This is a genomic window from Caballeronia sp. BR00000012568055 (assembly GCF_029439455.1).
GTDB lineage: Bacteria > Pseudomonadota > Gammaproteobacteria > Burkholderiales > Burkholderiaceae > Caballeronia.
The window spans coordinates 1-11,988 of the sequence record NZ_JAQFVG010000013.1 but is presented as its reverse complement, the minus strand read 5'-3'; the positions used below and the strand labels follow the sequence as shown (position 1 = coordinate 11,988).

At 61.2% G+C, this 11,988-nt stretch carries 11 protein-coding genes; 1 reads left to right on the top strand and 10 read right to left on the bottom strand.

Translation table 11 applies throughout. The features are described 5' to 3' along the window. Positions 1–618: glutathione-dependent disulfide-bond oxidoreductase (gene yghU / locus P7F28_RS01505; protein WP_277182634.1), on the bottom strand; the 618-nt coding region annotated here is incomplete at its 3' end. 121 nt (positions 619–739) lie between these two features. On the opposite strand from yghU, the gene P7F28_RS01500 reads away from it, so the two are divergent. Beyond that, a complete protein-coding gene (locus tag P7F28_RS01500) occupies positions 740–973 on the top strand; it encodes a hypothetical protein (RefSeq protein ID WP_277182633.1) in 234 nt (77 codons plus the stop codon). Here P7F28_RS01500 and P7F28_RS01495 read toward each other — a convergent pair. From P7F28_RS01495 to P7F28_RS01455, 9 genes are all read right to left on the bottom strand, one after another. Next, a complete protein-coding gene (locus P7F28_RS01495) occupies positions 970–1,347 on the bottom strand; it encodes a hypothetical protein (RefSeq protein ID WP_277182631.1) in 378 nt (125 codons plus the stop codon). The two genes, P7F28_RS01500 and P7F28_RS01495, sit on opposite strands and share 4 nt — an antisense overlap. 131 nt (positions 1,348–1,478) lie before the next feature. Beyond that, positions 1,479–3,434 (bottom strand): propionate catabolism operon regulatory protein PrpR, encoded by a 1,956-nt coding sequence (gene prpR, locus P7F28_RS01490; protein WP_277182629.1) that lies wholly within the window; start codon positions 3,432–3,434, stop codon positions 1,479–1,481. Positions 3,435–3,482: 48 nt separating this feature from the next. Continuing rightward, positions 3,483–5,210, bottom strand: a complete 1,728-nt coding sequence (locus tag P7F28_RS01485; protein ID WP_277182628.1) for a thiamine pyrophosphate-binding protein — start codon at positions 5,208–5,210, stop codon at positions 3,483–3,485. Beyond that, the gene (locus P7F28_RS01480; protein WP_277182626.1) at positions 5,207–6,913 is read right to left on the bottom strand and encodes an AMP-binding protein; all 1,707 of its coding nucleotides are present in this window, start codon (positions 6,911–6,913) and stop codon (positions 5,207–5,209) included. Before P7F28_RS01480 ends, P7F28_RS01485 begins: the two co-directional genes overlap by 4 nt. Positions 6,914–6,958: 45 nt before the next feature. Further along, complete coding sequence (locus P7F28_RS01475) at positions 6,959–7,705, bottom strand: SDR family NAD(P)-dependent oxidoreductase (protein WP_277182625.1); 747 nt, start codon at positions 7,703–7,705, stop codon at positions 6,959–6,961. 5 nt (positions 7,706–7,710) lie between these two features. Continuing rightward, positions 7,711–8,127 carry a DUF6285 domain-containing protein gene (locus P7F28_RS01470; RefSeq protein WP_277182623.1) on the bottom strand — a complete coding sequence of 139 codons (417 nt, stop codon included), beginning with the start codon at positions 8,125–8,127 and terminating at the stop codon, positions 7,711–7,713. Continuing rightward, positions 8,120–9,181, bottom strand: coding sequence for a phosphotransferase family protein (locus P7F28_RS01465; RefSeq protein WP_277182622.1), 1,062 nt, complete (start codon positions 9,179–9,181; stop codon positions 8,120–8,122). The genes P7F28_RS01470 and P7F28_RS01465 overlap by 8 nt, the downstream gene beginning before the upstream one ends. Before the next feature lie 4 nt (positions 9,182–9,185). Continuing rightward, positions 9,186–10,382, bottom strand: a complete 1,197-nt coding sequence (locus P7F28_RS01460) for an acyl-CoA dehydrogenase family protein (RefSeq protein WP_277182620.1) — start codon at positions 10,380–10,382, stop codon at positions 9,186–9,188. A gap of 47 nt (positions 10,383–10,429) precedes the next feature. Continuing rightward, on the bottom strand, positions 10,430–11,743 hold the full coding sequence (locus tag P7F28_RS01455; protein WP_277182618.1) for an MFS transporter: 1,314 nt from the start codon (positions 11,741–11,743) through the stop codon (positions 10,430–10,432). Positions 11,744–11,988: the final 245 nt, after the last annotated feature.

Below are 11,988 nucleotides of genomic sequence, written 5' to 3'. Positions count from 1 at the left end.
GCCGGCAATGTATTTGCTTTCTGCCAGGCGCTTGTCCAGCACGTCGAGCTGGCGCTTCACTTCCATCGCGAATCGGTTGATCGGATATTCCATTTTGTTCGGCGCATACGCGTAAAAATGGCCGAATCCGCCGCCTAAATAAGGCGCGCTGCCCATTTGCCAAAATAGCCACGACAGGCATTCGGCGCGGGCGCTGAAATCGACGGGAATCAGTTCTCCGAACTTTTCTGCGAGATAGAGCAGAATGGAACCGGACTCGAACACGCGCACGGGTTCGGGACCGCTGCGATCAATCAGCGCGGGAATTTTCGAATTCGGATTGGCCTTTACGAAGCCGCTGCCGAATTGATCGCCTTCGCCAATGCGAATGATCCACGCATCGTATTCCGCGCCTGCATGGCCGCGCGCCAGCAGTTCTTCGAGCATCACCGTGACTTTTACCCCATTCGGCGTGGCGAGCGAATATAGCTGCAACGGATGACGTCCGACAGGCAATTCCTTCTCATGCGTCGGCCCCGAAATCGGGCGATTGATATTGGCGAAGGTGCCGCCGTTTTCTTTGTCCCACGTCCACACACGCGGCGGGACGTACTCGTTCGCGTTGTCTGAATCGGCCATGCTGGACACTCCTTCGAATGCGTTATTCGCCGGAGATTAGCAGGTCGATGCAAAATGCGCTCGGAGCGCCCCGTTTGTGATATCGCTAGCTCAACGTGTGCGTATCTAAAACGGAGTTGCGATGAAAAACGGGCCGTTCAGCGAGGCGGGCAGACGCCGCCGACGCATGTTTCTGAGCCGCGCGCACGTCGTGCTCGCGGCTATCGGCACGTTGACGGCGTGCTTCGGCATCGGTATTGCGATCAATGGCGGGCTGGAGTTCAACCGCACCAAGGTGTTCGTCGGCGTGGGCATGATCGCCGTATCGACCATTCTGTATGTGTCGATGCTGTTCGTCAGCGACGAGCCAGACTAGCGCTCGAAACGGCGGATTGCCCGCAACATCTCGGCCAGCCTGAACGATGGATTGCGCCGTCGTTCTTCCGCCAGCTCCTTCGCCTGCGAGTCGGACACGCCGAGTCCGCACATGGTCGATAACTCCTGAAAATCGAACAGATGCAGCATCATCGGCTGATTGGCGAAGCGTTCGCTTACGCGCTTGCAATTGCGCACGTGCATGAGACTCGCCAGAGCGAAGCGCTGACGTACCTCGTCATAGGCAGACCACGTCGCCTGCTGCCGGTCGGTCTCCGTCGGAAAAGACTGTGCATCGATTTCCAGCATCGCCAGGCTGATTTCATTGCCGGCGAGAATGCGTGGGTCGATGTTTTTGTAGTTGTTGTTTGGCATTGCGCAGGTCGTGCGGGTAGGTCTAGTGTTTTGACGGCCTGTGAGCGGAAATCTTAAGAGGAAAGGAAAAAAACGGATGTGCGGAAAATAGGGCGCGAGGCTTGGCCATTCACGCAATCGATTGCGCCCGTTCAAGCGCCCGAGTCAGTCTTAAGCCTTCTCCACAACGTAGACCGGCTGATCCCCAACTGCTTCGCCGCCATCGACAGATTCCCGTCGCATTGCCCGATCACCTGAAGCATGCGCACGCGATCGCGCGATTCCACCAGATCGAGCACCGCAGCCTTACCGGACGATAAAGATGCAGAAGCCGTCAGCACTTCCTCGTCATCGAAAATAGCGCGGGCGAGATCGGCGCTTCCCACATCCTGAGCATCCGATCCCCCGAGCAGCACCGCCGCGCGCTCCATCACGTTTTCGAGTTCGCGCACGTTCCCCGGCCATGTATGCCGCATCAAAAACGGCATTAGACTCGCGATGATCTGTTCGACGCTGACCTTTTTGAACGAAGCGCCCGATGCCAGCCGCGCCAACAAAGTTTCCGCCAGCAAAGCGACATCGCCGCCGCGTTCGCGCAGCGCGGGCAACTTCAGCCGCAGAATATTCAGCCGATAATAAAGGTCCTGCCTGAATTCCCCCGACGCCACGCGCTCCTTCAGGTTCCGATGCGTCGCCGCAATCACGCGCACATCGATCGGCGTGGGCTGCGTGCCGCCCAAACGCACGACTTCGCGCGCCTGAAGCACGCGCAGCAAGCGCGTCTGCAAGGAAATGGGCATCTCGCCGATTTCATCGAGAAACACCGTGCCCGTATGCGCGATCTCGAATAAGCCCGGCTTGCCGCCTTTGCGCGTGCCGGTGAACGCGCCTTCCTCGTAACCGAACAACTCGCTTTCGAGCAAACTCTCCGGAAACCCCGCGCAATTGATCGCCACGAACGGCCGGCTCGCGCGCGTGCTTTCGTTATGGATGCCTTGCGCGAACAGCTCTTTGCCCGTACCACTTTCGCCCGTGATCAGCACGGTGGTATCGCTTTGCGCATAGCGGCGCGCGAGATCGATCACATCGAGCATCACGTCGGATTGCGCGGCGATATCCGCCAGCCGATAGCTCGCCGTGAACGTGCGACGCCGTGCTTCCGCGCGAATCTGCCGATCGGCGCGCTGCACGATGCTCGCGTCCTGCACGACCAGCATCGCGCCGGACTGGCCTTCTTCGTCGGGAATCGGCGTGACGCTGTAGACCAGCGTGCGATTGCCGAGCGTGAGCACTTGCGATGTCTTCGGCGTTTCCGTCTTCAGCACTTCGTCGATGCCGAACCACACACCCAATTCGCCGATGGCTTCATCGACATTCACATCGCATAAGCGCGCGAGGGCGGCGTTGGCGGCGACGACTTGCAGCTTCGCGTCCGTCACCATCACGCCGTCGCCGAGATATTCGAGGATGGTGCTGAAGCGCGCCTTGCGGGCTTCGTCCGCGCGCGCGTTGCTGGCGAGCGCGATGGCATCGTCCAGGGCGCGTTTGATGGAAATGGGCGAGTTGATGAGGATGCCGGTCAGCCCGCGCCGCGCGGCCACTTCCGTGACCATCGACGAACCGACGATCACTTCAAAGCCTTCCGCCGATAACAGCTCGATCTTCTGCTCAGCTTGCGCGAGCGTGGTGTAGGTTTCCTGCCGGCATCGCACGGTGAGCAGATCGGTTGCGATCTGCAACTCCGCAACCGGCCGCCGATAACTCAGCACGCCCACGGCCTTCGATACGCGCCGCGCCTGTTCCAGCGCGAAGATCACGTCGTAACCGGTGATGGGCATCAGCACGACGGGGGCGTCGAGATTGGCGCGCAGATATGCGCCGGTTGCGCCCGCGCACACCAACACGTCGAAGGTCTTGCGGCGGCGCGCGTCTTTGGCGAGCGCGAGGGCATCGGCGAAAGGGACATCGACTACGCGGATGTCGGCGACGCCCGCGTAGGTCGGCAATACCTTCTGCACTTCATCGGCGAGACGGCTCGGCGGCGTGATCAGTTCGAGATGGCTGATCAGAACGAGAATTTGCGGTAACGGTCGGCGTTGCGGCTCCACGGTCGTGCTGGCTTCCCATGAATGAAGGTCGCAACGATGGTAGCACCGTCATTCTTCGCTCGCGCGCCACTTTCTCTCCGCATCGTCCCAGGCTTGCAGCGGTTGCAAATCGGGCACCCACGCAAGTCCCGATTTGCTATCCGATGAAGCCGCGTCCGGCGTCACGACGACATCGAGCAAGGCCGGACGGTTCGCCATCGCGCGGCTGATCGCGCCCGCGAGATCCTCGGGCCTTTCGACGCGCTCCGCGTGCATGCCGAAGGCGCGCGCCATCGCGGCGTGATCGGCGTATTGCAGCTTGGTGCCGATCACGCGGCCATGCGTTTCCTCCTGATCGCGCACTTCGATCTGCCACGCGCCGTTGTTCGCGACGACCACCAGCAAGGGCGCGTTGTGACGCACGGCGGTATCGATTTCCATCGCGTTGAAGCCGAACGCGCCATCGCCGGTTGCGACGATCGTGGTCTGATCGGGACGCGCGAGACTCGCCGCGATTCCGAACGGCGTGCCCACGCCAATGCAGCCGAGCGGACCCGGATCGAGATACGTCTGCGCAGGCAAACCGACCCGCGCGAAGGCCAGAAAATCGCCGCCATCGGCCACGACGATGCTGTCTTTCGGCATCTGCTCGCGCAACTCCGCGATCAGCCAGTTCGGATGGATACGGCCATCGCTGCCGGTCTGCTTCGCGCGCAATCCGGCGTTGAACTTCTCGACGCGCGCTTCGTGATTCTGCTTGTGCTTGCCGATCCATTCGCGATCGATCGCGCCTTTACGATCACCGATTTTTTCCACGATCGCACGCAAGGACTCGGCAGGACTCGCATACAGTTCGACATCGGCGCGTCGGTTATCGCGGAGTTCGGCGGGCGAGTCGGCAAGACGGATAAGCTTCGCTTCGCCAAACACCGCAGGCGATCCATACGCAAGCTGAAAATCCAGCTTGCGGCCGACGGTGATGATGAGATCGGCATCGCCCATGATGGTGCCGCGCACCGCGCCGACCACGCTCGCGTGCGAATCGGGCACGAGGCCGCGGCTTTCGCCGGTGTCGAGATAAGCCGCGCCGGTTTTATCGAGCAAGGCGCGCAGTTCCGGCCCTGCGGTCATTGCGCCACGGCCGGAAATCACCAGCGGGCGTTTGGCTTGCAGCAACAACTCAGCGGCAGAATCGATACGGCGCGGATCGGGCAGCAATGCAGCGCGCTCGAACGGGCGGAAGTACTCGTCGCGTTGCAAAACCTTGGGGACGGTGTCGCGCAAGGTATCGGTCGGGAAGTCGAGATAGACCGGACCCGGATCGCCGCCTTCGCCCTGCGCACGCGACATCGCTTCGCGCAATTCCGGCAATACGAGCGATGCCTCGCGCACGGTGCGGGCGTATCGCGTGATCGGTTTGACGAAGTCGATATGCACCATATCCTGCAACGCGCCGCGATTCTCCTGCTGGCGCGGCGGAATGCCCGACAGCACGATCACCGGCGCACGCGCCACATGCGCATTCGCGATGCCGGTCATCGCGTTGGTCGTACCCGGACCTGCGGTAACTAAAGCGACGCCCGGTTCGCCCGAAAGCTGGCCATGCGCGTGCGCCATATACACGGCGGCGCGTTCATCGCGGACATCGACAATCTGGATGCCTTCGGCGTCGAGGCGCATCCAGATCGGCATGATATGGCCGCCGCACAGCGCGAACACACGCGTGACGCCCTGCGCCTTCAGATAGCGTGCGATTACACCAGCAACGGTATCTCCCGTCAGCGGTGGCAAATTCATGTCGTACTCCTTGCGATTTCTTTCGACGCGTAGTCGTGGGTTTTGACAGCAGCGGATGCGGTATCCGCAGGCTTTTTCTTGAGCGGACGAAGATCGATAGCGCCGGGACGCAGACGCGGATCGCCTTCCTTGAAGAGGCTCATCTTGTGCAGCTTCTGCGAACTCGTGGTCGGCAAGGCATCGAGGAACAGATACCACGCGGGCGCTTTGAAATACGCCATGCGGGCCATGCAGAACGCGAGCAAATCCTTGGCGAGTTTTGCAAGATCGGTCACGTCCGGTGTCGTGACGATGCACGCCATCACTTCTTCCTCGCGCACTTCATCCGTTACAGCGATCACCGCCGCCTGATGCACTTGCGGATGCAGCACCAGACACGCCTCGATCTCCGCGGGAGAGATGTTCTCGCCCGCGCGCCGGATGATGTGCTTGTGACGATCGACGAAGAAGATGCGCTGCGATTCATCGCGCACGACGACATCGCCGGTATGGAACCAGCCGCTTTGCCAGGCGTCGGCGGTGGCGGCTTCGTTCTTCAGATAGCCCGAGAAAAAGCCCTTGCGCGGCTCGGCTTCGCTATGACGGATCAGCAATTGTCCGGGCGTACCGACCGGCACTTCGCGTCCTTCCTGATCCACGATGATCGCTTCGATGCCCGGCGCGGGACGCCCGAACGCGCGGCTGTCGATGGCGCGCGGCTCGGTGTGATCGGTCATCAAACGGCCGACTTCCGACATCGACCACATTTCGACCAGCGGAATGCCATAGCGCGCTTCGAATTGAACGTGATGTTCCGGCTCGCAGCCCGCGCACAAGGCAAAGCGAATGGTGTGCTGCTTTTCGCGCGGATCGAAGGGCAGCTTCAGCAGAATATTCGGAATGATGCCCTGAAACTGCACCGCCGTGATCTGGCATTCGGTGACATCGCGCCACCACGAACTCGCATGAAAACGGTCGGGAAACACGAGGCAATTTCCCGTCAGCAACATCGCGGAAACGGAGATCGACAGACAGTTCGCGTGATGCAGCGGCAGCGGATTATATAAACGTTCGCATCCCTCACCAATTGCCATCACATCGCCGCGCGTGACGTAGCACATGCCGAACATGTGAAAGTACTCGTTGCTCATGATGCAGCCCTTCGGCCGTCCTGTCGTGCCGGAGGTATAGAGCAGGGCGGCTTCGGTATCGGCGGTGGGTGTGCCTTCGGCGTGCGGCGTGCGCGGAATCGGCAAGGTCTGCGGAAAGCTTTCCAGCGATACCACCGCGCTCACGTTCTCGCAGGTCTTCGCCGCTTCCTTCACCTGTTCGATGCGGCTATCGATCGACACCGCCAGCGATGCTTCCGAATGCGACAGCAAGTATTCGATCTCATCGTGCCGGTAATCCGGATTGATCGGCACCACGCTCACGCCGAGACTGTTCAGCGCGAAGTAGTGGAACAGGAATTCGGGCCGCTGATCGAACAGAATCGCCACGCGATGCCCGAGGCCATAGCCCGCTTCCTGATACGTCTCGCGCAACGCAGCGACGCGCTCGTTGGTCTCGCGCCACGTGAACGTGACGCCTGCGGGATGATACGCGCGACCTTCCATCGCCGGGACCATGTACGCGGGGCGATCGGCGAAGCGCTGCACGGCGCGTTGCAGCGAGTCGTAGAGCGTGCCGAACGTGCGCGGATCGACATCGGTTAATTCAGCCATGATGGTGTTTGTCTCCGTGATGCGTTTTGTTCTTTGTGTTCGATTTCAAAGCGTGTTGACGAGATGCCCGCCATCCACCGCGAGCACCGAGCCGGTCATATACGCGCCCGCATCCGATGCGAGCAGCAGCAATGGCCCGTCGAGATCCGCGAGTTCGCCGAGCCGCCGCTGCGGAATGCGCTTGATCAGCGCGAGACCGGCTTCCGACTCGAAGAACGCATCGTTGATGCCGGTCTTGATATAGCCCGGCGCGAGCGCATTCACGCGGATTCGATGCCGCGCCAGTTCCAGCGCCATCGCCTTGGTCAACTGAATCAGCGCGGCCTTCGATGCCGCATAACCCGGCAATTGCTGCGCCACACGCAAGCCGAGAATCGACGCAATATTGACGATGGAACCGCCGCGTCCGTTCTCCTTCATGCGCCTGGCCGCTTCCTGCGCGACATAGAACGCGCCCGACAGATTCACCGACAACACGCTTTCCCAATCTTCAGGCGTGTGATCGAGCAACGGTTTGGTCAGCGCGATACCCGCGTTGTTCACGAGTATGTCGATGGGGCCGAACTGCGCTTGTGCTTCATCGAATGCTTGCGTGACGCTTTTGGGATCGGTGACGTCCAATGCGACGGCGCATGCTTTTATGCCTTCGCAAATTTCACGACACGTTTCCGGACGGCGCGCACCGAGCACGACGGATGCGCCCGCTTTGGCAAGCGTGATTGCAAAGTGCGCGCCGAGTCCGCCGTTTGCGCCCGTTACCAATGCGACGCGATTGTTCAGGGAAAGTTGCATGCGCTTTAACTTCCTTCCGTGATGAGCTTCGGGTTGGTCACTTCGAGCTTCGCGTGCACGATCTCGCGCAGCCGCAGCAAGTCGCCGGGATTGTCGAGACGCGCATCGAGCTTGCCGGCGCGGATATCATCGACGAGACGCGCGCGTGCTGAGGCGAGGCGTTCTTCCATCGCGCGATCCGGCGACAGCGTTGTGCCGTTTTTTGCGGGCGCGATGCCATCATCCGATAAGCGATCGATCGCTTCGAGTTCACACGCAGCCGAATGACGCGATGTCTTGATTTGCCGCGACCCACGCGCCACGGCGCTCGCGATCATGCGTGCTTCATAGCGCTTTTCAGCAGGCAGAGCCGCGATCAGTTCACGCGTGAGGACCGCGTGACATTCATCGAGCAGATCGGCGGCGATTGCTCCATCAATCATCGAAACCTCCGTCGAGCAGGCGCACGATTTCCAGTTCGAGATCGGGCACAAGTTGTCCTGTCAGCGCGAGTTCGAGCGAGCGTTCCTCGTTCGATGTATGCCGCGCCGTCTGCTGCAACGCGATCAACGCCCATCGCAGATGCGCGAGCACTTGCCAGTAACGCAAGTCTTCGCCTCTGAACGCGATGCCCGATTCCTCGCGATATCCCGCGAGAAACGGTTCAACGTCCGCAATCCCGCCCGCTTCGCGATGCGCGCCCGCGAAGCGCCAGCATCGCGCGGTGAACCAGCCTAAATCTTCACGACGATCGCCCCAGCCAGCGAATTCCCAATCGAGAATGCCGCTGAGTTCACCGCGATCGACCATGTAGTTTCCGGTGCGGAAATCGCGATGCAACAGCACCGGAGCGAGCGGCTCCGGCGCATTGAGTTCGCACCAGCGCAAGCCCCATTCGAGGACCGGATAACGCTCGCTTAACGCATCGAAATGCGCGCGATAGTCTCCTATATCCGCGAGTACAGGATTCGCACGCGGCGCGCCGAGAAACGACAGCAGCGCGTGACCCGGCTGCACCGAATGCACGCGCGCGAGATGGCGTCCGAGCGAATGCGCGAGCGCATCGGCATCGGGCAGCAAGGCCGCTTCACGTGTCAGCCGATGCCCCGCCGCAATCCCGCGCACGCGCTGCATGATAAAAAAGCTGCGGCCGATTTCGTGCGTATCGCTGCACAGCCAGAGCGGTTCCGGCACGCACACGCCTGCTGCATGCACCGCTTGCAGCAACGCGAACTCTTCGGCACGCGACCGGCTCACCGCGATGGACGAAGCCGAATCCGTACGCAGCACCCATTCCTGTTTGCCGTGATACGCGCCGCCTTGCACGTCCGCGCTGATCGCCCAGTTTTCCTGAATCGCGCCGCCGGAAAGACGCGTCATCGCGGTGACGTTCAGCGTATCGGCGTGCGTGGCGTCGCGCAGCCAGCGGGCGAGGGCGTCGCGCGTTTCGGGCGCATCGAGCGGCAGGACGATGTCGTGTTGAATGACCGTTGCCATCACTTCATTCCCATGACCAGAAGTCCTGCCGCTCATCGACCAGACGTTGCGCGAGCACCATCTTGTGCACTTCGGATGCGCCATCCACCAGACGCGCCTGACGTGCATAGCGATAAATCCAGCCAAGCGGTGTATCGGTCGAATAGCCGTACGCGCCGCAGAGCTGGATCGCGGTATCCACAGCCTTCTGCAACGCGTCCGCGACGACGATCTTCGCCATCGAGATTTCCTTGCGCGCGAAGCTGCCTTGGTCCAGCAGCCAGCACGCGCGCATCGTCAGCAATCGGCCGATATCGATCTGCAACGCGGCGTCGCCCAGCATTTGCTGCACGCTCTCGCGATCGAGCAGCTTGCCCGCGCCCGAATCGCGCTTCTCGACGTATTGCAGCGCGATATCGAGGCTGCGCTTCGCAAGTCCCGTCCAGCGCATGCAGTGCGTCAGACGCGCGGGGCCGAGGCGCATCTGCGTAATCTTGAGACCATCGCCGACGGCGCCGAGTCGGTTGCTATCGTCGATACTCAGGCCTTCGAAGGCGATCTCGCAATGCCCGCCATGTTCCTCCGGCCCGATGATCCCGATGCGCCGCACGATATGCCAGCCCGGCTGTTCGCGATCGAACAGAAACGCGGTCAGCCCCTTGCGCGGATCGTCCGATGTGCGCGCCATCAGAATGAAGTGCTGCGCTTCTTCCGCGCCCGTGATGAACCACTTTTTGCCGTTGACGATCCACTTGCCATCGACCAGTTTCGCGGACGTTTTCATCATCGTCGGGTCGGAGCCGGAGCCGGGCGAAGGCTCGGTCATTGCGAACGAAGAACGCACTTTTCCTTCGATGATCGGTTGCAGCCAGCGCGCCTTCTGCGCATCGGTGGCCGCCTTGTTGAGGATCATCATGTTGCCGTCATCGGGCGCGGCGCAGTTGAAGACCACGGGACCGAAGATCGACCAGTTCATCTCCTCGTAGCACGCGGCCATCTCGTGCATCTTGAGACCGAGGCCGCCGCGTTCGCGCGGCATTTGCGGCGACCACAGTCCGGCTCGTTTCGCCTTCTCGCGCAGCTTCGTGAGCTGATCGACGGCGATGTTCTCGTGCGCATCGTAGGCGGCAGGATTGCTTTCGAGCGGGACGATTTCTTGTGCGACGAACTCGCGAATTTGTTCGCGCAGCTTCTTGAGTTCGGGACTCAGGCTGAAGTCCATGATGTTTCCTTTTTTTGTGTGATGCAGTGGTTCAGTTTTTCATCGGATCAGCGGTTCACCAGCCGCGCGGGCACCAGCAGAATGGCGAACGCGGCAGTGGCGAGAATGACCGCGAAGAAATACATGCTGCCGTTGGTGCTGTGCGTGAGGTCGGCGAGCAGGCCCACGAGCCACGTGCTCAGAAAGCCCGCGAGATTGCCGATCGAATTGACCAGCGCGATGCCTGCCGCTGCCGCCGCGCCGCCGAGAAACGCAGCGGGCAGGCTCCAGAACGCCGCCTGCGCCGCCGATGCGCCCGCGGTGGCGAGTGTGAGACCGATCATCGCGAGGAAGATGTTGTGGCCGCCGAATGCGCTCAGTGCGAGACCGAGACCGCAGACGAGCGTCGGCACGACCGTGTGCCAGCGACGCTCGCCGCGACGATCGGCGGAACGCGAGACGAGGTACATCGCGACCATCGCGAAGAGATAAGGCACGGCCGTCATCAGACCGATATCGCGCGGCTGCGTGATGCCGGCTTGCTTGATGAGCGTCGGCAGCCAAAATGACAGCACGTAGATGCCGAGCGCGATGCCGAAGTAGATCAGCGAAAGCAGCCACACTTGCGGACTCTTGAACGCCGAACCAATCGATGCGTGCGCGCTCTTGGTCGCATCTTCACGCGCAATATTGGCGCGCAGCGTGGCTTTTTCGCTATCGCTGAGCCACTTCGCCTTCTCGATGCTGTTCGGCAGATACGCGATGATCACGAAGGTCAGCACGAGCGAGGGAATCGCTTCGAGAAGGAACAGCCATTGCCAGCCGCGCAGACCATTTACATCGCCCATCGCCTGCAAAATCATTCCGGACAACGGACCACCGACGATGCCGGACACGGGAATCGCCGCGAGAAATAGCGCCGTGATGCGGCCACGACGCTCGGCCGGCCACCAATACGTCAGGTACAACAAGATGCCGGGGATGAACCCCGCTTCGGCCGCGCCGAGCAGAAAGCGCAGGATATAGAACTGCGTCGGCGTCCTGACGAATGCGGTAAGCGCCGAGAGAATCGCCCATGAAAACATGATGCGCGCGATCCACATGCGCGCGCCCACGCGATGCAGGATGACATTACTGGGCACTTCGAAAATCACGTAGCCGACGAAGAAGATGCCTGCGCCGAGACCGTAGACGGTCTGGCTGTAGTTGAGATCGGCGAGCATTTGCAGCTTGGCGAAACCCACGTTCACGCGATCGAGATACGCGGCCAGATACGAGATAAAGAGAATCGGCAGCAGGCGGCGCGTGACTTTGGCGTACAGCGCGCTTTCGGAAGTCGCGCCGGACGAGGCATCGCCCCAGGGCGCAGTGGCTTGTCGCATGAACTTGTCTCCGTGTTTTGTCGATGCGGCTGCCGTGGTTTTGGATGCGCCGCAACTGGGGAGGCAAATTGCAAGTGTTGAGCCATGCGGGTGGTGGCCAGAGAAGGCGGCGTGGGAGCCTTATGGGGCGGGGTGTCGCGGAGCGCGCTGCGGGTTTTCCCGCAAGCGCGTCGATGTTGCAGTAGTGTTTCAGCGATGTTTCAGACAGTGTTTCAGGTGAGACGACTCAAAGATAACTACAAACA